The 26,703-nt window shown below is 30.8% G+C and carries 27 protein-coding genes and 1 pseudogene; 4 read left to right on the forward strand and 24 right to left on the reverse strand.

What is annotated here, in order from left to right:
- Positions 1–5 precede the first annotated feature (5 nt).
- The 9 genes from A3M9_RS0106115 to A3M9_RS0106155 all read right to left on the reverse strand — a co-directional run bounded on the left by A3M9_RS0106115 (position 6) and on the right by A3M9_RS0106155 (position 7,679).
- A complete protein-coding gene (locus A3M9_RS0106115) occupies positions 6–338 on the reverse strand; it encodes a hypothetical protein (protein WP_027308435.1) in 333 nt (110 codons plus the stop codon).
- Positions 339–562: 224 nt separating this feature from the next.
- Positions 563–1,459 (reverse strand): phosphatidylserine decarboxylase, encoded by an 897-nt coding sequence (locus A3M9_RS0106120; protein WP_027308436.1) that lies wholly within the window; start codon positions 1,457–1,459, stop codon positions 563–565.
- A 376-nt stretch (positions 1,460–1,835) separates the two neighbouring features.
- Positions 1,836–2,768 (reverse strand): SPFH domain-containing protein, encoded by a 933-nt coding sequence (locus A3M9_RS0106125; RefSeq protein WP_027308437.1) that lies wholly within the window; start codon positions 2,766–2,768, stop codon positions 1,836–1,838.
- A gap of 13 nt (positions 2,769–2,781) precedes the next feature.
- A complete protein-coding gene (locus A3M9_RS14605; RefSeq protein ID WP_156897878.1) occupies positions 2,782–2,958 on the reverse strand; it encodes a hypothetical protein in 177 nt (58 codons plus the stop codon).
- 31 nt (positions 2,959–2,989) lie between these two features.
- A complete protein-coding gene (locus tag A3M9_RS0106135; RefSeq protein WP_159431452.1) occupies positions 2,990–3,406 on the reverse strand; it encodes an NfeD family protein in 417 nt (138 codons plus the stop codon).
- Positions 3,407–3,537: 131 nt separating this feature from the next.
- Positions 3,538–4,737, reverse strand: coding sequence for a methionine gamma-lyase (gene megL, locus A3M9_RS0106140; RefSeq protein WP_027308439.1), 1,200 nt, complete (start codon positions 4,735–4,737; stop codon positions 3,538–3,540).
- A 157-nt stretch (positions 4,738–4,894) separates the two neighbouring features.
- Positions 4,895–6,457, reverse strand: coding sequence for a sigma 54-interacting transcriptional regulator (locus A3M9_RS0106145; protein WP_027308440.1), 1,563 nt, complete (start codon positions 6,455–6,457; stop codon positions 4,895–4,897).
- Positions 6,454–7,116, reverse strand: coding sequence for a LysE family translocator (locus tag A3M9_RS0106150; RefSeq protein ID WP_027308441.1), 663 nt, complete (start codon positions 7,114–7,116; stop codon positions 6,454–6,456). The genes A3M9_RS0106145 and A3M9_RS0106150 overlap by 4 nt, the downstream gene beginning before the upstream one ends.
- Before the next feature lie 203 nt (positions 7,117–7,319).
- A complete protein-coding gene (locus A3M9_RS0106155) occupies positions 7,320–7,679 on the reverse strand; it encodes a C-GCAxxG-C-C family (seleno)protein (RefSeq protein ID WP_027308442.1) in 360 nt (119 codons plus the stop codon).
- 170 nt (positions 7,680–7,849) lie between these two features.
- Here A3M9_RS0106155 and A3M9_RS0106160 point away from each other — a divergent pair, with 170 nt between their 5' ends.
- Positions 7,850–10,111: a SpoIID/LytB domain-containing protein gene (locus A3M9_RS0106160; RefSeq protein WP_027308443.1), complete on the forward strand. Its 2,262-nt coding sequence runs from the start codon at positions 7,850–7,852 to the stop codon at positions 10,109–10,111.
- Between the two features lie 32 nt (positions 10,112–10,143).
- On the opposite strand, the gene yjeM is transcribed toward A3M9_RS0106160, so the two are convergent.
- The 4 genes from yjeM to hypB form a co-directional block, all read right to left on the reverse strand.
- A complete protein-coding gene (yjeM, locus tag A3M9_RS0106165; RefSeq protein ID WP_027308444.1) occupies positions 10,144–11,664 on the reverse strand; it encodes a glutamate/gamma-aminobutyrate family transporter YjeM in 1,521 nt (506 codons plus the stop codon).
- A gap of 349 nt (positions 11,665–12,013) precedes the next feature.
- On the reverse strand, positions 12,014–12,355 hold the full coding sequence (locus A3M9_RS0106170) for a hydrogenase maturation nickel metallochaperone HypA (protein ID WP_027308445.1): 342 nt from the start codon (positions 12,353–12,355) through the stop codon (positions 12,014–12,016).
- Positions 12,356–12,474: 119 nt separating this feature from the next.
- Positions 12,475–15,168: an FAD-dependent oxidoreductase gene (locus A3M9_RS0106175; protein ID WP_027308446.1), complete on the reverse strand. Its 2,694-nt coding sequence runs from the start codon at positions 15,166–15,168 to the stop codon at positions 12,475–12,477.
- Between the two features lie 21 nt (positions 15,169–15,189).
- Entirely contained in the window at positions 15,190–15,858 is a 669-nt protein-coding gene (hypB, locus tag A3M9_RS0106180) for a hydrogenase nickel incorporation protein HypB (protein WP_027308447.1), read from the reverse strand.
- A gap of 156 nt (positions 15,859–16,014) precedes the next feature.
- On the opposite strand from hypB, the pseudogene A3M9_RS14865 reads away from it, so the two are divergent.
- Positions 16,015–16,216: pseudogene (locus A3M9_RS14865) on the forward strand (zinc transporter ZupT); the annotation flags it as partial.
- 73 nt (positions 16,217–16,289) lie between these two features.
- Here the strand turns inward: A3M9_RS14865 and A3M9_RS0106185 are convergent.
- The 3 genes from A3M9_RS0106185 to A3M9_RS0106195 are packed head-to-tail and all read right to left on the reverse strand — an operon-like array spanning position 16,290 to position 17,506.
- Positions 16,290–16,613, reverse strand: a complete 324-nt coding sequence (locus A3M9_RS0106185) for a GNAT family N-acetyltransferase (RefSeq protein ID WP_027308448.1) — start codon at positions 16,611–16,613, stop codon at positions 16,290–16,292.
- Between the two features lie 37 nt (positions 16,614–16,650).
- Positions 16,651–17,277: a DUF1847 domain-containing protein gene (locus A3M9_RS0106190; RefSeq protein ID WP_027308449.1), complete on the reverse strand. Its 627-nt coding sequence runs from the start codon at positions 17,275–17,277 to the stop codon at positions 16,651–16,653.
- Between the two features lie 25 nt (positions 17,278–17,302).
- Positions 17,303–17,506 (reverse strand): hypothetical protein, encoded by a 204-nt coding sequence (locus A3M9_RS0106195; RefSeq protein ID WP_035165979.1) that lies wholly within the window; start codon positions 17,504–17,506, stop codon positions 17,303–17,305.
- A 273-nt stretch (positions 17,507–17,779) separates the two neighbouring features.
- Here A3M9_RS0106195 and A3M9_RS0106200 point away from each other — a divergent pair, with 273 nt between their 5' ends.
- Entirely contained in the window at positions 17,780–18,313 is a 534-nt protein-coding gene (locus A3M9_RS0106200) for a sigma-70 family RNA polymerase sigma factor (protein ID WP_242826185.1), read from the forward strand.
- Positions 18,303–19,328, forward strand: coding sequence for a DUF4179 domain-containing protein (locus A3M9_RS0106205; RefSeq protein WP_027308452.1), 1,026 nt, complete (start codon positions 18,303–18,305; stop codon positions 19,326–19,328). The genes A3M9_RS0106200 and A3M9_RS0106205 overlap by 11 nt, the downstream gene beginning before the upstream one ends.
- A gap of 31 nt (positions 19,329–19,359) precedes the next feature.
- On the opposite strand, the gene A3M9_RS0106210 is transcribed toward A3M9_RS0106205, so the two are convergent.
- From A3M9_RS0106210 to A3M9_RS0106245, 8 genes are all read right to left on the reverse strand, one after another.
- A complete protein-coding gene (locus tag A3M9_RS0106210; protein WP_027308453.1) occupies positions 19,360–20,292 on the reverse strand; it encodes an alpha/beta hydrolase in 933 nt (310 codons plus the stop codon).
- Positions 20,293–20,550: 258 nt separating this feature from the next.
- Complete coding sequence (locus A3M9_RS0106215; RefSeq protein ID WP_156897879.1) at positions 20,551–21,102, reverse strand: hypothetical protein; 552 nt, start codon at positions 21,100–21,102, stop codon at positions 20,551–20,553.
- Between the two features lie 41 nt (positions 21,103–21,143).
- Positions 21,144–21,839: a hypothetical protein gene (locus A3M9_RS0106220; RefSeq protein WP_027308455.1), complete on the reverse strand. Its 696-nt coding sequence runs from the start codon at positions 21,837–21,839 to the stop codon at positions 21,144–21,146.
- 170 nt (positions 21,840–22,009) lie between these two features.
- On the reverse strand, positions 22,010–22,810 hold the full coding sequence (locus A3M9_RS0106225; protein ID WP_027308456.1) for a ZIP family metal transporter: 801 nt from the start codon (positions 22,808–22,810) through the stop codon (positions 22,010–22,012).
- A 121-nt stretch (positions 22,811–22,931) separates the two neighbouring features.
- A complete protein-coding gene (locus A3M9_RS0106230) occupies positions 22,932–23,618 on the reverse strand; it encodes an ABC transporter ATP-binding protein (RefSeq protein WP_027308457.1) in 687 nt (228 codons plus the stop codon).
- Positions 23,611–24,756: an ABC transporter permease gene (locus A3M9_RS0106235; RefSeq protein WP_027308458.1), complete on the reverse strand. Its 1,146-nt coding sequence runs from the start codon at positions 24,754–24,756 to the stop codon at positions 23,611–23,613. The genes A3M9_RS0106230 and A3M9_RS0106235 overlap by 8 nt, the downstream gene beginning before the upstream one ends.
- Positions 24,753–25,406, reverse strand: a complete 654-nt coding sequence (locus A3M9_RS0106240) for a B12-binding domain-containing protein (protein WP_027308459.1) — start codon at positions 25,404–25,406, stop codon at positions 24,753–24,755. Before A3M9_RS0106240 ends, A3M9_RS0106235 begins: the two co-directional genes overlap by 4 nt.
- Before the next feature lie 161 nt (positions 25,407–25,567).
- A complete protein-coding gene (locus tag A3M9_RS0106245) occupies positions 25,568–26,425 on the reverse strand; it encodes a DegV family protein (RefSeq protein ID WP_027308460.1) in 858 nt (285 codons plus the stop codon).
- Positions 26,426–26,703: the final 278 nt, after the last annotated feature.

Genomic DNA, 26,703 nt, shown 5'->3' on the forward strand with positions numbered 1-26,703 from the left:
AAGCATCACCTATCTTTTTCAAAAAAAATATCACAATATACTTCTTTTAAAAACTCTTGCTTTATTAAACTATACTTTCCTTCTATTCCATCTGCTTTAGAATTATACATTCCGATTATTTTCATCTCTTCATTTTGAATATTTTTCATTTCCCTATCTTTTATATCCTGTAATTCATTAATTTTTTTATCCACTATCTCCTTTTTCATCAGTTCTATTTTTCTATTAAATTCAGCTTTTTTTCTTCCAACATCCTCATCAACTTTTCTCCTAAGTTCTTCAGCACTCCTATCAATGTGTATTATATTTTGAATAACCTTTTCAACATTATCCTCCATTTTCTCACCCCCCTGAACTAAATCATAAAACAATTTTACTCCCATAATTTTAATTTTACAAATTTTATAAATTGAATAATTTTATGTATTAGTTTTTATTATCTGATATTTTTTTAGTATCTTAATACCTTCAAATATTTGCATATATTTTCTTGTTTTTTCTACATTTACCTCTATGTTTTAAAATTAAATTTTTAATTTTTTTTAAATTAAAAAGGGAGGAATTACTCCTCCCTTTTTATTCCTATCTTTTCACCCATATAAACATAGGTTTCATAACCCTTTTGTGTCTGTTCTAATATGTCACCATCTATTATGGCTATATTTTCTTTAAAGAAAAGAATAACTGTTGACGCACCAAATTTAAAATATCCCTTTTCATCTCCCCTTTTAACCTCTTCATTTGGCTTATAGGTTTGAACAATTGAACCAACAAAGGTTGCTCCAACCTCTACATAAAGTATATCCCCAAAATTTTTAGAATGAAAAATACTCCATTCTCTCTTATTTTCACAAAATAACTTTTCTATTTTATCAAGTGCAACAGGATTCACCGAATAATAGCATCCCTTTATCTTATTTGTCTTTTCGCATATTCCATCATCTATAAAATGAAATCTATGATAGTCAGATGGACATAGTCTAAAAACTAAACAAGTTCCTTTATTATATTTGTCAGCCACCTCATCATCACCAATTAATTCCCTTAAGGAATATGTTATATCCTTAACCTGCAAAAGCATATCTATATCTATATTTTGATATGCCAAAACCTTCCCATCACAGGGTGATATAAGAACCCTATCCTCTTTTTCAATATTCATCATATCCTTCTTAAGTTTTCTGTAGAAAAACTCATTAAAGCTCTTAAATCCACCCTCTGGAACTTGGAATCTATCCATATCCACATTAAAATCCCTTATAAATTTATCTATCTTTTTTCTGCTAACAGACATTGAACAATAAATACCATAAAGCCTTGAAGCTATTCTTCTCTTAATTAAAAAGTGAAGAAGTCCTGCACCAAAAAGCCTTGAACCATATATCCATTTTATAGCCCAATTACCCGCTACCCTTTCTATTTGATATTCTTTATTTCTTCTATTGTAAAACTTTATCATAATTTTACCTTTCACTCCCCAAAATATTGTCATCCTACATTATAGTATAACTCTTAAACTAAAGCAATAATAAAAAGGCTCAGATTAATGACACCCCCACTTGTTAGCTAAAGTATGAAAATAGCCCCATGAAAGGATTTTAAAAAGGCATATTTCATGAGCTATAGCAATTCTTGCTTTTCAACTTTAAAAAAGTCCATAATTCGGCACAGGACGTGCCGAGTCGAGCGGCCATCAGGACGATGGCATCGCGAGGGTAGGACTTTTTCAAACAAAGAAAAGCTTAGAATTGCTTAGCGAAATGAAGCGATGCCCAAGAAATCCTTCATGGGGCTAACTTTTTCAACAGTCAGAAGGCTGCATATGCAGCCTTCCTTTACTTTTTAATCATCTCTGCAACAGCAGATATACTTCCTAATGTTGAAACAACCTCATTTGGTATAATAAGCTTATTTGCCGGATTCTTAGCCATTTCTTGAAGTGCCTCTACCTGCTTTAATGCAATAACCACTTCATCAGTATTTGATTCGTGAATTGCATTATTAACCTTTCTAATAGCCTCTGCTTGAGCCTGTGCAATTCTTTCCATTGCCATAGCTTTACCTTCTGCCTCAAGAAGCTGTGCTTCCCTCATACCTTCTGCACGTCTTATATTTGCTTCTCTTTCTGCCTCAGCTTGAAGTATCATCGCCTGCTTTTGTCCCTCTGCTCTTGCAATTGCACTTTGTTTTTCACCTTCTGCTTGAAGTATTGCTGCTCTCTTATCTCTTTCTGCCTTCATTTGTTTTTCCATTGCCTGTTGTATTTCGGCAGGTGGTATTATATTTTTGATTTCAACTGATAGTATCTTAATTCCATATGCATCTGTTATTTCATCTACAACCCTTAAAAGCTCAGCATTTATTTTATCTCTTCCTGATAAAACTTCATCAAGTGTCATATTACCTACTATATTTCTCATATTAGTTATTGTTGAATAAACAATACCTGATTTGTAATTCTCAATATTATATATAGCATCCTTTGCATTCATAACCTTATAGAATATAACATTATCTATTGATATCTTTACATTATCCTTAGTTATAACTGATTGTGGTTCAATATCTAAAATTTGTTGTTTTGTTGAAACCCTTGCTCTAACAAAGTCAGCAAATGGTATTAATATATGCCAACCTGGCTCTAATACTTTATGAAATTGACCAAATCTTTCTACTACATAAAGATAACCTGTGTTAACTATTTTTATGCTTGAAAATATAATGATAAGTAAGAACAACAACACTACTATTAATAAAATTTTGTCCATTATAATCCCTCCACTATTTCTTAATTGAATTTTTTATTTTGTATTCACTTAAAAACATTAAAATTGCCGTAACTAATTGTATAATCATTATATACCATTTTCCGGTATTTGAAATTAAGTTTATTAATGAAGCTATAATAAAACAGCAACCAGCTAAAATCAATAATCCTCTAACAACTTTTTTGTTCATAAAAAAATAAGCCCTCCTTTTAAAAAAGAAATTAATATTTTTCAACAATCAACTTATTTCCTTCTATACCTGTAATTTTAAATTTATCCCCCCTCTTTATTGGCTCCCCTACATTCAAGACATACCAATATATACCTTCATATTTGATTTGTGTCTTATCTTGTATATCTTCCTCTGCCGTCAATACCCTACCTATATAATTTTGCTCCATTGGTTTAAAGGCAGGTGGTGTTTTTTTAAGTGTTTTTCTAACATATGGTGCAACCCAAAGTATAGACGCTATACTAAGTGCCATAAATACAATAACCTGTACTGCAATTGAAGCATTAAACATTAAAAGAATTAATGCTCCAATTCCTCCTATTGCAAAGCTAAAAAATATAAAACTACTTGTAAGTGCATCAATTAAGATTGCTGCAAGTGAAACTAATATCCATATATACAACATATTACCACCTCTACAGCTATTATATACCATTGTAGTTATAAAGTCATTAAGAAAAAATTAAAAATTCCTAATTAATAAAAGGAGCAAAAACTTGCTCCTTTTATAGTGTTACCCCTCTATAGATTTTTATATCATATTATAGCATCTAAAGCTTGTTTTAGATCTGCTATAATATCCTCCGCATTTTCAAGTCCAACAGCAAGTCTTATAAGTCCATCAGATATACCAGCCTTTAATCTCTCTTCCCTTGTATAAGGTGAGTGAGTCATTGACGCTGGATGCTGAATTAGAGTCTCTGCATCCCCTAAGCTTACTGCCAAGGTGCATACTTTACAAGAATTAAGAACCTTTATTCCCTCTTCAACGCCACCATTTAATTCAAAGGCAATAATAGCACCAGGTAGGCTCATTTGTTCCCTTGCAAGTTCATATTGTTCAAAGCTCTCAAGACCTGGATAGTATACCTTTTTAACTGCCTTATGTTTTTCTAAGAACTTTGCAACCTTTAAAGCATTACTGCAGTGCCTTTCCATTCTAATTTCAAGTGTTTTTAGTCCCCTTAAAATTAGGTATGCATCAAATGGGCTTAAACAAGCACCTGTCATATCCTTTATACCAAATAATCTAACCTGATCTATGAAGCTCTTTTTTCCAACAACAAAGCCCGCAATAACATCGCCGTGACCGTTTAAAAACTTTGTTGCAGAGTGCACAACTACATCTGCACCAAGTTCAATTGGTCTTTGAATATATGGTGTACAGAAGGTATTGTCTACAATTAATATGCAGTCTTCTTTGCTATGTGCGATTTCTGCTACCTTTTTTATATCTATTAATTTAAGATTAGGATTTGCTGGAGTTTCTATATAAATAGCCTTTGTATTTTCCTTCATCGCATTCTTTACATTTTCTGGATTTGATGCATCTACAAAAGTTACGTCAACTCCATACCTTGTAAGTCCGTGGTTTAAATATGCAAAGGTACAGCCATATAGTGTATCTGCAGCAACTATATGATCTCCTGCCTTAAGTGCTGTCCAAAGTGCTGAAGAAATAGCTCCCATACCAGATGATGTTGCAACACAGGCCTCTGCACCTTCTAAAATTGCTATTTTTTCCTCAAGCACACTAACAGTTGGATTACCAAGCCTTGAATAAATATATCCCTCTTCTTTTCCTGCAAATCTGTTTCCTCCCTGCTGTGCACTATCAAAAACAAATGTAGCAGTTTGATATATTGGAGTTGCTAATGTACCAAATTCATTTTTATGGTTTCCTGCGTGTATTGCTTTTGTTGAAAATCCCATATTTTTTGCTTTTTCCCTATCCATAAAGGTTCCTCCTTTGAACTTTTATCAATGAAGTATAAGCAAATATGATGCCAAAAATACAACACTGAAAGTTCAAAGGATTTTAAATTGTTGTAAAGTTTTATTTACATTTTAACTTAAAATTTGTAAACTTATTTTTACGCAAGTAAAGATAGGTTTACAAATAGAGTTTATATTTTTTTATTTTATTCATTATAGTTGTATGGGAAACTCCTAAATGTTTCGCTACCTCTCTGTAGCTCTTGTATTTAATTAATGCCCTTTTTATCACTTCCCTTTCACATTCAGATACAATTTCTTCAAGTGTTCTTTCCTCTTCACTTATATCAATAATATTATTTTGTATAAACTTATCGGTATTTATGTAGATGTTATCCTTTATTAATGTGTCTCCTTCGCATAATATAATTGACCTCTCTACAACATTTTGCAATTCTCTAATATTGCCTGGCCAACTATATTTCATTAACTCTTCTATATAGCCTTTATCTATTCTCTTTATTTTACTATTAAATTTTTTATTTAGATTCTCTACAAAATAATTAACAAGTAGCGGAATATCCTCCTTTCTTTCTCTAAGTGGAGGAAGATAAATAGGCATTACACTTAATCTATAATAAAGGTCCTCTCTGAATTCTCCATTTTTAACCATATCCTCTATATTCCTATTTGTAGCAGCTATAATTCTGACATCTACCTTTGTCTCCTTACTGGAGCCTATTCTCCTAACTACTCCATCTTGAAGGACTCTCAAAATCTTAGCCTGCAATTTTAATGGCATTTCACCTATTTCATCTAAAAAGAGTGTACCTCCATCTGCTTCTTCAAAAATGCCGTTCTTCCCACCCTTTAGGGCTCCTGTAAAGGTTCCCTCTTCATAACCAAAAAGTTCACTCTCTAAAAGGTTTTCTGGAAGAGTTGCACAGTTTATAGCAATAAACTTATTATTTGCTCTACTGCTTAACCTATGAATTGCCTTTGCAAAAAGTTCCTTTCCTGTTCCACTTTCTCCAAGCAATAAAACCGTTGAGGTTGTTTTTGCAACAGATGATACAATTCTTTTTACATATTCTATTTTATTACTTTTACCTATGATATCTGAAAAGGCCCCATCCTTTATTGTGTTTACTACCTCAACAAGCTGCATAGCCTTATTAATATCCTTAATCGAAGCCACTGCACCTATCGTATTTCCTAAATCATCTAATACTGGCCTTCCTGATGTTAAATAATGTATCTTAAAATCCCCTCTATCTACTATTTGCTCAACATTATCATAGGGAATACCATCTTTAAATAATTTAAACATTGGAGCATCTTTATTTATTATTGCTCTTATATCACTTCCAATTACTTCATCCTTATTATATTTAAAAAGTGTTTCACAATATCTATTAAATATTTCAACTTTATAATCCTTATTTACTGCCAGTATCCCCTCATCTACAGCATCGATTATTGCAATTAACTTTCTTTCATTTTTTTCATAGGATAACAATTCAACTTCATCAACACTTAATACCTCTTTAATTTCAAATATCTTTTCTATTAATCGTTGAAGCCTTTCCTTTGAAATTTCATCTATTTTAATACAAACCTTCTTAGAAAAAACCTCAGCAGCCCTTAAATCTATATTCATTTCATACAACTTTTCAAGTATTTTTAAGGTTATTCCTATTGTATCTTTAGTTCTAATTTCTAATCTTATATTCTCCTTCATTTAATCACCCTTTTTAGATTTATCAAATTATATAGACCAAATACAATAAACCCAATACCTATCAAAAACATTATTATTATTGTAAGCTTTTCAACTATTTCATTATTTTTATTATTTTCCAACCTCTGGATTCCCTTTAATGCTGCTAAATTTAAAAACACAAACCAAATAAACATCCCAACTATAATAAATATCAAAAATATATAATAGTAAATAGGCTTCATATCACTAAATCTATGTATAAGCGTACCACTTATGGTTAACCAAAAGGAATGTGTCATAGGATTTGTGAAGGCTATTATAAACCCCTTTAAAACAGGCTTTGAATCATATTTTTTTATATTTTCATCCCTATTACCCTTGTAATTTTTAATATCCTGAAAAGCAAAAAATAAAATAAGAAGACCACATATAATGAAGAATAGACCCTCAGTGCTTTTATTTTGATTCAACAAACTAAAAAGACCTATATTAATAAACAAAATATCAAAGGCATCCGCTAAAACTGCTCCAATTGCAACCATTAACCCCTCATTAATACCACTGTTTACTGTCCTTTTTATAGATTCTAAACCTGCCGGCCCAAGGGGTAGTGCAAAGGCTATTCCTGTAAACAATCCTGTTATTATTGTTCTTATTAATAAAATAAAATTTCTCATATCGTCTCACCTTCTATTTAGTCAAAGTCTAATTATATTATATTTCTAAACATTCTAAAAAAGCAAACTGTATTTTACTTTGAAAACAATAAAAGCAGATGTCTTTTTTAAGTATGAATTCGACACCTGCTTTTATATAAAATATATTAGATCGTAATCTCAAAATTAGCATATATTATATCTATGATGGGTACTTTTTCATTCTATTTCAAAACATTTTCAAGCAAATTATCTATATAATCAATGATTTCATCACAAGAAACACCATTTTTCTTTAATTGAATACAATTATCTGTTCCATAAGACTCTTTTACATTTTTCATAATTTCTCTCATTGGAGTTCTGGCTTCATTTCTTTCTGAAGCATCCTTTCTTCCCTTTAGATATCCTAAAACTACAGCTGCAGCAGTTACTGCACCGCAGGTACTTCCTACTGCCATCCCCCCACCAAAGGCACTTCCTAAATTTACTGGAATATCTAAATTAAATTTTTCATTTGCGGCTTTTATTACTGCCTCTGCACAGTTATATCCTTCTCTATGAAAATCAACAGCTTTTTTCATACTATACCTCCTATATCACAATAATACAATATTATGATATAACTATTATCGTAATTTGTCAAATATAATCGAATTGGAACATAATTGCTACATTACCTCCATTTTAATAATAAATAGTCTTAAAAGAATAACCGATAATTAGATAAACATCTACACAAAGGAGGTATCATATGAAAAAAACATTGTCTCTTTTACTGTCAGTATTTTTAATTTTTACAGCTCTAACCTATTCCCCTTCTAAATCTAAGGCCTACACCAATAGTTCATACTTTAATAAAATTAGAATAGGCCTAAAAAGTATGGCAAATACCAATATCTCTATTATATTAAACGGAGATTATTTGTTTAATAACGAAGTACTCTTCTCCGGTAGTACCTTTTCATTGACAATTAGTGGAACAAAAATATTGTTTAAAGGACAAACTTATGATGAAATTAATCTTTATCCCGTAAATTATAATACTTCACTTTTAACAGTACAAAGTGGAACCACTACAAACAAATATCAAGGGGATTTTAAATTTAAAATAATTGACGGCAAAATATATCCTATTAACTCCTTATTCATAGAAGACTATCTTAAAGGAGTTGTAGGTTTTGAAATGTCGGATTACTTCCCACTTGAGGCACTAAAGGCACAGGCAGTTGCCGCAAGAAACTATACACTCTCAAACCTAAATCTTTATAGATCACTTGGATTTGATTTGAATGACACAATTGAATGTCAAGTCTATGGAGGTTATAACGACAAACTTAAAAATGTAATAAGAGCTGTCGATGAAACACGTGGACAAGTTCAACTATATAACGAAACACTTGTACAAGCCTTCTACTCTGCAAGCAATGGCGGATACACTGAGGCTACTGAAAATGTGTGGTCTTCAGCACTTCCATATTTTATAGCAAAACCTGATACCTTCGATAATGAGTCTTGGAAACCTGAAACCATAAGTTATTCATCTTCACAATTAAACAACCTGTTAAAACAAAAAGGCATTATATCACAAAACGATACATTTATTAAGCTTGATTTATCAAGTTTAACAAGATATCAAAGCGGAAGAGTAGCCACTCTTGACGTGTTATATAAAGATGTATCCGGTGCTATAAAGAAAATTACTTTAACTAAATCCAGAACAAGAACTGCCTTTTCAGTACCAAGTTCATTATATAATCTAACATATAACGCAAGTACAGATATTTACAGTTTTACAGGTAAAGGAAATGGACATGCAGTTGGACTTAGCCAAATTGGTGCAAAAAATCGTGCAAATGCTGGACAAACCTTTAAAGAAATACTTTCATTTTACTACCACGGCAGTTACACCGATAATCTTCTACCTAAAATATCACAAATAATTATTAATAAAGAAAAAAGTATTGTAAATCAACCGATAAACATCACTGCCACATCAATAGGAGGCTCAAATACAGGATATCAATACAGAATTGAAATATACAAAGACGATATTTTAATAGAATCTTCAGAATACAAAGAGAACAACATATATACTTTTACACCAAAATATGAAGGTGAATATACTATCAAAATATATATGAGGGACAATCTGTCCAACTCAGCCTTTGACGATATAAGAGAAGTTAAAATTATGGCCTATCCAACTGTAACCATTGATTCAATTAATATAAATAAAACAAAACTATTTACACAAGAGGAAGTCACAATTAATACAATTAATTTAGGTGGAACAGGCAATTACCTATACAATTTTAAAGTACTAAAGAATAATTCAATTATTTCCGAAACACAATATACTCCAGAAAGTCAATTTAAATTTACTCCAGTCGAAAAAGGAGAGTATAAAGTTATTATTAATACAAAGGATGTTATGTCTATAAACGAGAAGGATGATACAAGGGAAATTACTTTTACAGTATTTAATAAACCATATATAGAAAAAGCTGAAATAACTAATCCTGCTTTTGAAAAAAGAAAAATCGAAATAAAGACATCTACTTTCGGAGGAAGCGACTTAGGATTTAAATATAAGTTTGAAATATATGAGGATAATAATATAATTGTTCAAACAGACTTTGTTGACAATAATTATTATTCATTTACACCTCAACAGAGTGGTAATTACTTATTAAAAGTTTATATCATAGACAATTTGTCTGAAGTTGTTGAAGATATAAGGGAATTTAGAATCTATGTAAATGAAGAACCAATTAAAGTATCAAAACTACCTATATATTGGGGTATGAAGGGAAACGATGTTGTTCAGATTCAATCAGCACTAACCTTCTTAGGATATAATGTAGGAACTATAGATGGAATATTCGGAAGCAAAACCTATAATGGAGTAGTATCTTTCCAAAAAAGTATTGGGTTAAATGCTACTGGAACTGTTGATGCTTCAACACTTAAGGCATTAAATGATGCATATATAGAAAAATTGAGTAAAAAATAAGTGGCCTAAAGCCACTTATTTTTTATTTATAATTATGCAACCTTATCTGCCTTCTTTGATTCAGTCTTCTTTTCATATACATAGTACATTATGAAAGCTACTATTGAGAAGAATATTGGTCCTGCAACTGACCAGAATGTAGTCTTCATATCTCCATCTAATGCTGGTTCAAGTACTGTAAAGAAGTTTGCAAATCCAACTGTTAGTGTTACAACTATTGATGCAAATAGTGCACTATTATAGCTCTTGAACACTTCAAATGGTTTGTGTATTTCTGTCTTCTTCTTAAATGGTGCAAATGCACCTGATAGGAACATATATGGTAGAGTCATTGCAACGTTAGTCATTGCAACAAGTATGTCAAAGAACTTTGACATTGAGTCTCCACCAACTGCAAGTAAAGCTATCATAACAACAACTATACCAGCTTGTACCCACATTGCATATATTGGCATACCATCCTTAAGTTCACCCATCTTCCAAGGCCATAATTCAGATGGCGTACCTTCTATCATTTGCTTAAGTGGTGCATAAGTTAGTGTGAAGAATGCTCCCATTAGAGCTAAGAACATTGATATACCAACGAATCTTGCAATTCCTGCTCCCATTGCCATAGCTGTAGCATCACTAACACCTATAGCTCTACCAAATTCAATACCAAGGTTTGTCATAACAACATAACCTGCGTTTCCTAAGTGAACACCCTCTTGATTTATAACATTTGTCCAGTTAGTAAATATACCTACAAGTAATATACCCATTGAGTAACCTATTGATATTATTGCTGCTGATATAGCAACTCCCTTTGGGAATGTCTTTTCAGCATTTTCAGTTTGGTCAACAAGACCACCAACTGCTTCAATTCCACCGTATGCAAATATTGCATAAACTATAAACGCAAGTCCTGCCATTATATTTCCTGCATACTTAGGATTTGGTGATTGAGTAAATGACTTAAGTCCTTCTATTGGTTGAGCAAGTTGTCCCTTGTTTAATATTAATATTGCTATAGCACCTATCCATAGAACTATGTTAAGTGCTGCAACTGCTGAACCACCAAGTGAAGTAATCTTCTTTATCTTGTCAAGACCCTTTGTTGAGATGTAAGTTACGAATACTATCCATAATATACCAAGTACAGCAAGTAGTTTTGGTCCTGATAATCCAAGAATTACCCAATCCTTTGTTGTATCCTTACCAAATATAGCATTTGAGAAAGGAACCCACATACCTTGTGATACGTTAACCATCCATATAATGTATGAAACGTACCACATAAATGTACCTATGAACGCAAATCTTGGTCCTACTGATTTTTCCATCCAAGAATAAATTCCACCCTTTTCATTCTTGAAGGCTGCACCATATTCAGCCATCATAAATGCAAAAGGAATAAAGAAAGTTATTCCTGAAAGTATAAACCATGGAATAGCAGCGTATCCCATCTTATAGAATGATCTTGGAATGTTGTTAAAGCCGTACACTGAAGTAAAAATCATAAGTATCAATGATACCAGTGTAAGTTTGCCTGTTGGCTTCTTGTTTGATGCCATTGCTTGTCCCCCTCCTTAGGTATTTTTTCTTATTTGTTCATCACACAAATACTATTATACACATTTCGACAACAACCGCAATAATTCAATAAAAAGTTTTTATATTCTTAATTTTTTGATTTTTCATTTATTTAACTGAACAAATTGATTTCTATTCACTATATAATGAATTTAAAATGTAAAACCTGTAATTATGAATTAAAAAACTTGTTATATTCAATTATAAAAAGTTATAGTTAATATTTAATTTTATGAATATTTTGCAATTGAAGTTATGCAAAAATAATAATGCAGATATAGTCTTTTTATTAATAAAATTTAACACCTATCAAGAGGGGGAATACCTATATTAATAGGCTACAATTTCCTTTATCATAAACTCCCTTCCACAAAGAAGTTCCCAAACTTCACTTTTACATTTAGGACATACCTTATTATTTTGAATAACATTAAATACACTACCACATTCTCTACATATTGCATTTGCAGGTAAAATTTCAATTTTCAATTGTGTATCCTGAAGCATTGTCCCGTCTACTGCAGCTGGATAACAAGCCTCAATATATCTTGGAATCATAGCAGAAAGCTCTCCTATTTGAAGAACAAGAGTATCTATTTTTGTTAACTTATTTTTCTTTGCAAAATCCTCAACATATTTAACAACTTCAATTATAACACCTAATTCATGCATATTAACACCTCTTTAAAAATTTTAGCCCTACAACATTGTCGCCAACTTAAACGTTGGCGACAATATATAATCTATTAAAAACTTAAGCGTCATATAAACTACTTTCTATAATAAACCCCTTATTTTTTTCTTGTAAAAACAGACTGCATATACTTTAAAGGCTTTTTAAGAGTAATCCTAATTTTTCGTTTTAGAGCATATTTAACTATTGTTGATTTCATTTTACTAAACTCTGGGTTTTGTGCATCGTACTTTTTAACAAGCTTGATTGCATCAAATTTACACTTTGTCACACATTGTCCGCAGCCTATGCACATAAACTCATCAACAACTGTAGCACCACAGCTCAAACAACGTTCTGTTTCCTTTTTAACCTGTTCTTCTGTAAATGTACCACGTAAATCCCTTAATGTTGTCTTTGCCTTATCTCCTTCTACGTGAACTGGTCTTTGCCTTGGCATTCTGTCATAACCCTCAAGTATAACATTTTCTTTATCAAAAGGCTTGTAATTTCTCTTAGTTCTACCAAGAACTAAACTCTGTCCTGGATGTACAAAGCGATGTATTGATATTGCTCCTTCTTTTCCCATAGCTATTGCATCTATTGCAAACTTTGGTCCTGTTACAATATCTCCACCTGCAAATACATCCTTTTCTCCTGTTTGATAAGTATCTGGGTCAACCTTTATTGTGTTGTTTGGATTAAGCTCAATTTTTGTACCTTCAATTAATCCTCCCCAATCAATTACTTGACCTACTGAAATTAGAACATAATCAGCCTTTACTACCTTTGTTTCATTTTCATCATATTTTGGATTAAACTTCTTATTCTCATCAAATACTGAAACACATTTTTTAAACTCAACCCCAACAACTCTACCATTTTCTGTTAAAATACGTTTTGGTCCCCAAGAGTTGTTTATTACAATTCCCTCTGATTCCGCCTCCTCAATTTCTTCCTTGAGGGCTGGCATCTCCTCCTTCTTCTCTAAGCAATACATAGAAGTATTTAAAGCCCCAACTCTTACTGCTGTTCTTGCAACGTCTATTGCAACATTTCCTCCTCCTATCACAACAATATTGCCATTTAGATTTTTAAGCTCTCCTAAATTTACACTGCGTAAGAAATCAACACCAGTTATTACTCCCTCTGCTTCCTCTCCTTCAATTTTAAGTTTTCTTCCAGCTTGAGCACCAATTGCAATATAGAAGGCTTCAAAACCTTGTTTTCTTAAATCATCTAACTTAATATCTTTACCAACTTCAACACCTGTTTTAAATTCTACACCCAATTCTCTTAATATATCTATTTCAGCATTAACAACATCCTTTTCAAGTCTAAAGGATGGTATTCCTAAAGTTAACATTCCTCCTAATACCTTTTCCTTTTCAAATACAGTTACTTTATAACCATCTATTGCAAGATAATAAGCACAAGATAGTCCTGCAGGACCTGCGCCAATTACTGCAATCTTTTTACCATAGTTGTGTCTCTTTTTTGGAATATATCTTCTTTCTTTATTTAAATCCTGTTCTGCAATGAACTTTTTAATTTCATCTATAGCAACTGGATCATCTATATCCCCTCTCGTACAAGCTGATTCACAGTATCTTGGGCATACACGTCCACATACTGCTGGGAATGGATTTTCCTTCTTTATAAGTTCAAGTGCCTCTGTATATCTTCCCTGTGCCGCAAGCTTTATATATCCTTGAATACCAATATGAGCTGGGCATTCTGCTTTGCAAGGACTTGAACCAGTCTCTAACACTACCCTTCTATTAGTACGATAATCTACATTCCACTTGTCAGGTCCCCATTCAGTATCATAGGGGAGTTCTCTTTTCTTCTCAGGAATAGGATTTTTAGAACACAACTTTTGACCAAGTTTTAGGGCATTTGTTGGACAGTTTTCTACACACTCTCCACAGGCAACACACTTATCCTTATCAACCTGAGAAACATAGTTTGAACGCACCATATCAGGGTTTACAAACATATTTGCAATTCTTACAGCAAAACATCCACATCCACAGCAGTTGCAGATAGCGTGAGTTTTTCCTGGCCCATCTGTGTTTGGAATGCAATGCATCAACCCATTTTCTTCTGCTCTTTTTATAATTTCAAAGGCCTCTTCACGAGTAATCTGCCTTCCTCTTCCTGTTCTAATATAATATTCAGCTGCATGTCCAAGTTGAATGCACATATCTTCCTTTAAATGGCCACATCCCTCTCCCATTGCCTCTCTTGCGGTACGGCAGGAACAGTCAGAAACTGAAAAAATTGTATTTTCATTTAGATATTTTGAAATTTCTTCAAAGGAAGCCCTTCTTGTTTCGCCTTCAATTGCGTGTTCAATTGGAATTACACGCATTGGGCCAAGTCCTACTGGCACATTACCTGCCGCCTTAGGTCCTCTCTTTTTACCATATGCATCAAATGCCATACCAAGCTGTGGATATTTTTTTGCGTTTTCTTTATTATTAACTATCATCTCCATATGACCTGGAACCCAAATTTCGTGCCAAAACTTATCCACTCCATCAATTTTATTTACAAATGCTGCTCCAGCTTTTGCTAATTCCCAAAGTAACCTTTCTGTCTCCTCTACAGATTTGCCACATTTTTTACTAATTTCTTCTGCACTTTGTGGTTTTCTAAGCTCAAGGCACAATCCTACCTCTGCCATCTCCTCAGTAACTATAGGCTCTAATATTTTGTATTCTGGGTCATTTGGAGTAATTTCATCCTTTGAACCACGCTTTGTTCTGCTTATCTTGTTTGCTAAATCAAGTACCTTTTCTTTTACCATAATTCTATCCCCCTTCAAAAATTATTCCTTCCAAGCCTTTACCTCATTTCTTAACCAATCTATCCATTCATCAAACCCCTCCCCTGTTTTTGCAGAGATTGGTATAACCTTTATGTTTGGATTTAATTTTTTAACACGTTCCTTTACCTTCTCAATATCAAAATCAAATATACACATCGCATCAATCTTATTTATTAAAAGAACATCTACAACTGAAAACATCAAAGGATATTTTAGTGGTTTATCATCTCCCTCTGGAACACTTAAAATCATTGCATTTTTTGAGGAGCCAGTATCAAACTCTGCTGGGCAAACAAGATTTCCTACGTTTTCAAGTATAACTAAATCAAGTCCATCCGCCTCAAGTGCATCTAATCCTTGTTTTGTCATATCTGCGTCAAGATGACACATTCCTCCTGTATGTAACTGTATTACCTTTGCACCAGTTTTCGCAACTAAGCTTGCATCAACATCAGAATCAATATCTGCCTCCATAACACCTATCTTCATTTCATCCTTTAATGCTTCTATTGTTCTTAAAACAGTAGTAGTTTTACCTGAACCAGGTGAAGACATAAGATTTAGTAAGAATGTCTTTTTGTTTTTTAACTCTTCCCTGAGTTTATCTGCTTGTCTATAATTATTAGAGAAAACGCTTTCTTTAATTTCAATAATTTTATAGGTATTCATACACCTGCACCTCCATCTATAAAATATTTATGAAAATAATAATTAAAGTAGCACATAATATATTTAATTTTTAAAATGAAACTTATATTATAAATATTCTATGAATTTTAAAGAATTCCTTTTCAACTTTGACAAAAAAATGACCAAAAAAAACATATTTCATCAAAACTTAATAATATACTTATATCATTTTCGCTAACATTAATTGCAGGTCTATCAACAGGTATAGGAAGTTCTATGTCATTTTTTTACTAAAAAGACAAATACTAAATTCCTTTCAATAAGCCTTGGTTTTTCTGCTGGTGTTATGGTTTATGTATCTATGATTGAAATTTTTTCTGAAGCAAGGAATTTATTAACATCACGAGGTTTATAAAGCAGTAGAAACAAAAAAAGTTGAAGTACTTAATACCTCAACTTTTTTGTTTCTATTAATGTTTTCCACCTATTTTGCAGGCAATAGCTTCATTTTCAATTTCCTTTGATATTATATCTGAATATTTTTCTTTGTTCTTTTGAAGCCAACTATTTGCATAAGAACAGCTTGCTGTTGCCTTTAATCCTTTTTCTCTTAAAAACTCTGCAACAACCTCCATCATTTTTGAGGCTACACCTTGTCCTCTTAAAACTGGATTAACATAGGTGTGGTCAATATCAACTACTCCATTTTCTTTTAAAACATAAGTTGTCTCTGCCATTAATTCACCCTTATCATCTACACTATATATACGCCCGTCTTCAAATTTCCAATTCATATTCTGTACCTCCTTATATAAATTTTAAATAGTTATATTACTTTTTATGCAATTTATCCTTATAATAGCTATCTGAAAGGTAAAGTGCACCTAATGGGTTGTGTGCCAATACTCTATCCTTAACTGCAAAAACAGTTACAGGTGCCTCTGAATATTTTATAAACAACGAATCGTGACCTACACAAAGCCCTAATATTATATTTAAATCTGTTTTTTCATTGTTTAAAAGCATCGCTTGTCCTATTGGATTACAAATTGCTTCAAAGTTACCTGGTCTAACTTTTTGATGTTCTTTAATATTCAAAAATTCTTTAGGAATACTTCCGTTTTTACATATAATAGAACATACCTCAAATTCATTTTCTTTAAGTATTTGAGCTAACTTTTTAGCTTCTTGGTTTAAACCAACACAAAATGCAATTCCTAATTTTTTAAAATCACATTTATTTGCAAAATCCATTATTTCTTCAAGTCTGGTTTTTTTACAATAACCCTCTGCTTCCACCAAAGCAGAATTATAAGCTAATTTATAATTTTCCTCCTGTAAATATAATTCCTTAAATTTCTCAACTTCTTCAGTTTCATTACAAGGGCAGTTTGAGGGTGTTTTTTTTAACTCTCCTCTTCTACAATAATGTTCATTACAGGCTGCACAAGTATACATTTACTCACCTCTTAATATTATAACTTTAACTATTAATAGCTCTATTTAGTTTATTTAATATTTCATCTAATTCTATACCATATTTTTCTGTTACAGATTCTAATGAATCAAACAGATGAGAACACATAATACATACACCTGCTCTCTCATCATACATATGAAAAACATCTTCTGTCTCTGGATATTTTTCTACAATATCAAGCAAAATCATATCCTTTTCTATACTCATAATTCCTCCTAAAAATTTAACATTGCTTTTAATTTTATTCTAACACATAAATCCATTTTGTAAAGGTTATTATCTTATGCTAATAATGTAGTGATTAATATTACTATCTCTTTTTTATTTTAACTTTATTAATTATAACGTATAATAGCAACATACATAATTGATAATATTTTTTTAAAGTTATGCAACTAAATAAGTTTGTTATTTATCTAATAAAGTGAATGAAACAATATGTGCACATATTAGACTACACTTAGAAGGGAGTGCAATAGTTTGGAAATATCGTTGATGGTTAAAAAGGCTAAAAAAGGAGATGAAGAAGCCTTTATTAATCTTATGAAGCAGTATGAAATAGTTCTCTATAAAGTTGCAAAACGTATGCTTATTAATGAAGATGATGTTGCAGATGCACTTCAAGATACAATTATTTCAGCATATGAAAACATAAAAACACTTAAAAATGAAAAATATTTTAATACTTGGATATGCAAAATTCTCATTAATAAATGTAATTCTATTTTAAATAAGAATAAAAAAATTATCCCTGTAGAAGATATATTACCTCAAAAGAATAACAACAATAACGAATTTTTTAAAGTTGAATTAAATGATGCACTTAATACTTTGAATAAAGAATATAAATTGGTGTTAGTTCTTTATTACATTGCTGGCTTTAACATAAGGGAAATAAGTGAATTAACTAATGAACCTGAAGGTACAATTAAATCAAGATTATCAAGAGCAAAAACTATATTGAGAGAGAAATATTTTTTAGATGATGAAGGAGTGATATTAAATGAGATATGATTTTGAAATTGAATTATCAAAGGTTTTAAATAGTGAATGTGCAATTTCTGATAAGGTTAGAGCATCAATAGATAATGCATATGAATCAATAAGAAAGAAAAATAAAAGAAAAAAATATTTTAAAAATACAATTGCTGCTGCTATGTGTTTACTTATGGTTTGTGCTATTCTGTCAAATGATGTAATAGCAAGTGTAATAAAATCATTTTTTAAATTTAACGATAAAGGTATTGAAACAGCTATTAATAATGGCTATATAAATAGGATAGAATCAGAAACAACTAATAATGATATATCAATAAAATTACAAAGCTATTTTGCTGATTCTAATAAAATAGGTATTAGTTTTAAAATAAAAATTGAAGATTTATCATTATTAAAAGGAGATATAGAAAAAATATACTTAAGTTATAGCATTATCGATAAAAATGGTAATTATATTGGACAATCTGGTTATACTGAAGAAGAAAATTTAAATATAAAAAAATCAATCATATCAAGTGTAGAAGATAAATTTGAACTACTCGATTTAGAAAAAGGTGAAGTACAGTATGACATAATTCTTGAATCCTGCGATAGTTCTATACCTAAAATAGAAGAAGCAGTTATAAAAGTAGATAAAGTCAACATATTATATAAAAATAATAAAACTTCAATAAAAGGTAACTGGACTTTAAAATTAATACAAAATAATTTGGAGTATGTTAAAGAATATAATTATAGTGCTTTAAACAGTATACCGAATATAGATATAGTTTCTATTAAGGCTGAGCCTACTTCACTTAATATTATCTTTAACGTAAATCAAGTATATGAAAATAAAGAGTTCCCTATAGACAATCTAATACTTATCGATGAAAATGGCAACGAATATAAAACAAATATCTGTTCTATGAATACTAATGACGGTAAAACTACAATATCCACTAATTTTAAAATAAGCTCTTACGAAGAACACAAATTGTTTAAACTAATAATACCTAATTATGGAGAAATAAAATTACAAAAAAAATAAATTAATAAAAATAAGTGATATGACAACCATATCACTTATTTTTATGTGATTCAAGCCATATTAAAATATCCCTCATAACTTCATCACGGTTAATTTCATTTAGCATCTCGTGTCTTCCATTTTTATAGAACTTATACTCTATATCCTTGATTCCTAATTTTTTATATCTTTCTATCAACCATATAATCGATTTACACTTATTTCCTACTGGATCAAGTTCATCTGCAAAAATATAAATAGGTAAGTCCTTTGGTATTTTAGACATATTACAATTTTGATGTATCATCTTGAGTCCCTTTAAAAAGTCGTAAAAAAAGCTTGATGTAAATACAGTTCCACAAAATGGGTCATTTATGTATTTTTCTACCTCTTTTTCATCACTACTTAGCCAATCAAAATTTGTTTTTGTGGGCTTAAATGATTTATTATAATTTCCAAAGGATAGTTTATTTAATAAGTTACTCTGCCATCTCTCACCTTTTCTTTTCATCTCAAGTTTTGCAATAAGTATTCCAAATTCCAATAAAAATCCCTGTTTACCTGCAGTTCCTGATAAAATTACTCCATCTATACTATCGCCATACTTTTGAATATATCCCTGTGAAAGGAATGATCCCATACTATGTCCCATTAAATATACTGGAATATTAGCATATTCTTTTTTAATAATATCATTTAGTTGCTTCATATCCTCTATCATCCAGTAGAATCCATCTCTGCCTATATATCCGACATTTTCAATACATTTAGCTGTTTTACCGTGCCCCCTATGGTCATTTGCGTATACTACATACCCTTCGTTAGTTATAAATTCTGCAAATCTCTCATATCTTGCAGCCGTTTCAGCCATTCCGTGTGCTATCTGAATTACACCTTTAATCCTTTTATCCTCATCTGGAAGCCACTTGTATGTAAAAATTTCTACATTCTGCTTATCTTTAAATGTAAATTCCTCAATCCTCACATTACCCCCTCCATCCCTTAATTTTATAAGGTACATTTCTTGTTTTAGTTAAAAATTATTTAATATAAATTTATTTATATACTTTTATCAATATATATTCATGTAAAAATTTATTATTCCTTCAATATAATGAATTTTTATCTATTTATATTTTTGTTAATACTTTAATTTATAGCATATAAACTATCAAAAAATTCCTTCTCAGCTATAATTTTTAAATAAACTAAGAAGGAATCTATAATAAATTCTAAAAAAATACTATTTCAACTGTCTGATAAAATCATCCCAATCCTTTTTTCTTATTGTTTTTGTTGCATTATCATAAAAACAATAAGCAGGATATGGATTTAAGGTTTTTAATGTTACATCAAAATAGTTTATACTTGCTGGATTTTTTACACTTGCACGTTCAGAAATAGTAACATAAATAAAATTAATATGCGGGAACAGGTTTTTTGCTCTATCAAAATTATCCTTTATTTTTTGTGCATCAGATACACTAAATATACCCTTATGTTTTACCTCTAAAGCAGCAAAAACATCATCCGATTTGTAGCAATTACTATAATAAATTGGTTTTGAACCTTTTTTAACAATTAATAAATCAAATTCAGTTGAGCAGCCTTCAATAAATGCATTAGGCTGGCTAACTTCTTTTGTTGAATCAATTTCGTGCCCTAAAAATTCTGCTAAAACTCTAACTGCTATATCTCCAGACAATTTGTGCCAACTATTTTTTTGATAATTACTATTGCTATATATAAGCTTGTTGGCACTATCTTCAATAGTTCTAAGTAGAGAATCAACCATTTTAACACCATCCCTTTTCATTTTAATTTTAACATAATTCATTAATATCTATATGATTTTATATATACTCCTCTATAACCTATATATCCTGCTAAAAGATATGCAATTGTCTTTGGTATCATCAATAAACCTATCATAGGATTAATATTGTTAAAAAGTATTACAGGTATATAACAGATGTAAGATACAAAAATCATAATACTTATCCACCTAAAGGTTATATCTTTAGTCTTTTGTGCATCAATATACATTAAAAATGCAACACTTAGGCCTTGAATTGTAAGAGGGATATTTCTTATAAGAGACCAAATATATGGCTGGTTTAAACTTGACCAATTATTTTGAGGTAAAAATAAAATAAATATTCTTAAAAGACCTAAAGCTATTAAAAAATAGTGAAATATTCCAAATTCCTTGTTAAATCTATATCTCCAAACATATAGAAAAACAATGTAAAATAATGTTACCGTAATAGCTGTTGCTAAGGCACCATATCCAACTAATACTGAATACTTTTCTATTCCCCCTAACATATATGCATATGCTCTAAATCCAACGTGTCCTGTATCTCCAAGAGCAAGTAAAAAGAACGCTAAAAGCAAATATCCCCCCACTTTTTGCTGCTTATCTTGTAATTTTACTTTGTTTAATTTCATCTTTATAACCATTAACCATATTAAGAATAAATACGTAATATTGAATACTATCTCTGTCATACCTCTTAGGTTCTCTGACATAAAACTCCCCCACAAAAATTTAATTCATATTATATAAATATTTACTAAACTCTTAATTAAGTACAGTCATTTTAAATTATTTCCCTAAATTAATATGTTATAAGAGATATGAATGATCTTAAAATTAAAAAGTTGGGTATATATCCCAACTCTTATTACGTAATCATATTTTATCCTAAAGCCACATCTAAAAGCATCATAACAGCAAATCCTATCATAGTTCCTAATGTGGCTATATGCGTATGTTCCCCTGCCTGTGATTCTGGAATAAGTTCCTCAACAACTACAAATATCATTGCACCCGCTGCAAAGGATAATGCATAGGGTAATATACCCTTCATATAGACAACTAAAGATGCACCAATAACAGCTGCAATTGGCTCTACTACCCCAGATGCCTGACCATACATAAAACTTTTAAATCGTGATAGTCCTTCTCTTCTAAGTGGAATAGAAACTGCTGCTCCCTCTGGAAAGTTTTGAAGCCCAATTCCTATTGCAAGTGCAATCGCCCCTGCCAAATTAGCCGATACATCTCCATTATTTAAGGCACCAAAGGCAACTCCAACCGCAAGCCCTTCTGGAATGTTGTGCAGTGTTATAGCAAGTACAAGAAGTATGCTTCTTTTTAAGCTTGTCTTTATCCCCTCTGCCTCATCTGAAAACATATGTAGATGTGGCATAAACATATCTACTGCTCTTAAAAATAAGCCTCCTAATAAAAATCCTACAACAGCAGGAAGCCAAGGAATAATTCCCATACTCTCAGCCATTTCAATGGCTGGATTTAAAAGAGACCAAAAGCTTGCAGCAATCATAACTCCTGCTGCAAATCCAAGCATTCCATCTAATACTTTTCTATTGAGTTCTTTAAATATAAAAACCATCCCAGACCCTAAAGCTGTTAAAAACCAAGTAAAAAGTGTCCCAAATAATGCTAATATTACTGGACTAAATTTAGAAAAACTCATTATATCACCTCACTAAAAGGAGATTAGATTTCGCGGGTAATTTTTTAGAATTTAAAATATAAAATAATACAAAATTATAAATAGACTTAATAATATTTTGAGGTTAACAAATTTAATATTTTTATCTAACTATATCCATATATACCCTTCCATCTTTAATTTCAACTATCCTATCAGCCTTTTCTGCTATTCTCCTGTCGTGTGTTATCACTATAAACGTTGTACCCATTTTTTTATTAATATCCCTCATTATCTCATAAACAGCTTCGGTAGATTCTGAATCTAAGTTACCTGTTGGTTCATCTGCTAATATTATTTTGGGATTATTGATTAAGGCACGTGCTATTGCTGTTCTCTGTTGCTGTCCACCTGACATATTAGTAGCCTTATTATTCTTTACTTTTGTTAATCCAACTAATTCAAGTAATTCCTCTGCTCTTTTTACAACATCCTTTGGAGCTTTGCCTTCCTTTATTAAATATGGCATTAAAACATTTTCCAATGCAGTAAACTCAGGCAAAAGATAATGAAATTGAAATATAAAACCAATCTTTTTATTTCTAACCTCAGCAAGTTCATTTTTACTCATCAAATCTGTTCTTTTACCATCTATATAAACTTCTCCACTTGTTGGTTTATCAAGTGTACCCATTATATTTAGTATTGTACTTTTCCCACTGCCTGATGCACCTATTATAGAATTAAATGTTCCTTCTTTAAAGGATAAATTAACATCATATAGTACTTGATTTTTTATTATTTTCCCATATATTTTATTTATATTTTTAAGTTCTATTACATTAGCCATTCTTTATCACCTCAATTGGATTTAACTTTGATGATTTAACTGCAGGAATTAAAGATGCAAATCCTGCTGATAATATTGCTGTAAATGCTGAAAATACTATAAAACCATATTTTATGGATACCTCAACAACAGGTGTACCATCTTTGTTAACTGCAAATTTGCTAAATGAATATAAAAGACCTAATCCTAAAGCTGAACCTAAGATTCCTCCTAAAACTCCAAGCATTAAACCTTGAAATAAGAATATATAGCTTGCTTGTCTATCTTTAATCCCCATAGCCTTTAATATACCTATTTGTTTTGACTTTTGAAGCACTGTTATAGCAAGTACACTTGCTATCCCTAAAACTACAGCGATTAAAACAAACACCTGTATCATTGTACTTGATATACTCTGTCCCTTAAGTCCACTTAAAAGCTCCTCATTTTCCTGTTTCCAATTTGTTACCTTTAAATTTGAAGATAAATTGTTTTTTATATTTTCTGCTACTAAGTCTGCACTAAATATATCATCAACCTTAATCTCCACTGATGAAATGTTATTGTTATTTATAAATTCTTGTAGAGATGAGACGTTTAGAATAATCCAAGACTTATTTAAACTTGATACCTTAAAATCATAAACACCAGCTACCTCAAATTCCTTGCTTTTACCATCTGAAGTTATTATATTTATTTTATCTCCAACTTTGATATCAAACTCCTTAGCCAAATCTTTACCTAAATTTACCTTATCTCCCCAAAAAGCTTTTCCATCAATAATCCTATTTTTTATATTATATATCTTATCTGCTCTTTCTAAATCAAACCCTCTTAATAAAATTGAAGTATTTTTATCTCCCTTTGAAATAAGTGCAGGAACATCTAAAGAATAGGAAACTGCATTTATATTATCATCAATCTTTTTTATTTGATCTAAATCAACCTCATCTAATTTAAAATACTTATCTTCAGATATTATTTTTACGTGTGGTGAATTACCAACTGTTTTATTTATTAAACTTTCTTGAAGTCCTGTTATAAGAGAACCTATAAATATCTGGACTGCAACACCTACTGCTATTCCTAATGCAATAAGAGCAGTTTGTGCCTTGTTTGACCATAAAAACCTATTTGCTATTTTAAATGGTAATCTCATTTTTGTTCCTCCTTTGTAAATGCCTCTATTTCTTCAAATGTATCTAAAAGATAATCTGCACCTATTTTTTTATAAACTTCTTTATTTGATTTAAATGCGTGTCCTCCAACTATTATTTTTAAATCATAATTTGCCTTTTCTTTTAATCTTTTTATTGCCCTTTCAGCATTCACTATATTGTAATAATTTGTAACACTAATTACTACATACTTAGGCTTTATTACATTTATTGCAGAAGCAAAATCCTCCTTTGGGGTATTGGCTCCTACAAATACTGTGTCAAACCCAAGTAGTGTAAAAAAATCTGCCACCATTCTTGGACCTATTTCGTGATATTCCTCCTGCGGACAAACTACAATTACACTTTCATTTCTTCTTTTCACTCCTCTTTTTTCTCTTTCCTTTATAACAAAGGGATATGCACATTCTATTATAGTTCTTACAATTGAACTTCTAACGTGTTCCCTCCAAACACATACTTCCTTTTCATCTACATTACAAAACATATTATTTAAACTTGGTGATAATATGTCCCTATAAAGCGTAAGAATATCAATCTTCCCTTCACTCAATAGATTTATTGCATACTCTACTGCTGATTCTTTATCTTCTTTTTCTAAATATGTCATCAACTTATCATAAAACTCCATACAAAACACCTCTTTAGAAAATTATTATTTGTTAATAATTATATTACTTTATAAATATTATTTCAAGAAAAATTAGTTTTTAAATAAGACATAAACAATATAAACATTTCTATAAAATAAAAAGCCTTGAAAAAACAAGGCTTTTTAACATATTATTGATATTATCTCATATCCTTTTCAGTATAGTAAACAAACCCTATTGCACCTGGACCTACGTGTAGTCCAATTACAGGGCCAATATCTACAATATCAGCTTTAACTCCAAGCTTTTCTTCTATCAATTTTGAAAGGTCTAATGCCTCTGAATAGCAATTGATATGATGAACAACTATTTCCTTAAGACCATAAATAGAACTATCCTTAACCAACTTATCTATCATTGCAGATACAGCATTTTTCTTCGTTCTAACCTTAGTTAGAATTGCGGTTTTTCCATCCTCAACTGTTAATATTGGAATAATCTTTAAAAGATTTCCTATAAGTGCTTTGGCACCACCTATTCTACCACCTTTTTTCAAATATTCAAGATTATCTGGGATAAATAGGAATCTGCTTCGTCTTAAGTTTTGCTTAACTAATTCAACAACCTCATTTAGTGTTTTGCCTTCCTTTGCAGCTCTTGCACCAACTATTGCTGCAAAACCAAGCTGCATACAATTTGACCTTGAATCAATAATTTCTATTTGGGCATCCTTATATTCTTCAAGCACCATATCTTTTACCATAAGTGCAGATGAATATGTGCCGCTCATTTCTGATGAAAGAAATATGCAAACAAGGCTATCTCCATTGGCTACAACCCTTTTCATTTCCTCTAACATTTCTCCGATGGAAGGCTGTGAAGACTTAGGTATTCCCTTTTCTTCCATCATACGATAAAAATCTTCATTATTGATATCAACTTCCTTCACACTCATATCATTCCAAGATACACTAAGTGAAATTTTTTTGATGTCTAATTCTCTGCAGATTTCTTCACTTAAATAACTTGTACTATCCGTCAAAATTTTTACTGCCATTTTATCCTCTCTCTTCTTTTAAAATAATGTTTTAATATAAATGTTTTTTTATATTTTATGTATATTTTAAAAAACTTTTAATAAATTTTTTCTTCTTGTTGAAATTTTACCACGCAGTCAAATTTTTTTCAATCTTTTAAAACTAACTATATATATGAACTATTTTCACACAAAAGTAAATACTACTTATTAATTTAATTAAGATAAAATATAAAAGGACAGCTATCATTAGCTAACTGCCCTTTTATAATATATAATATTCAACAATTTATATGAAT

The sequence above is a fragment of the Caloramator sp. ALD01 genome, from assembly GCF_000472625.1.
Lineage (GTDB): Bacteria > Bacillota > Clostridia > Clostridiales > Caloramatoraceae > Thermobrachium > Thermobrachium proteoclasticum.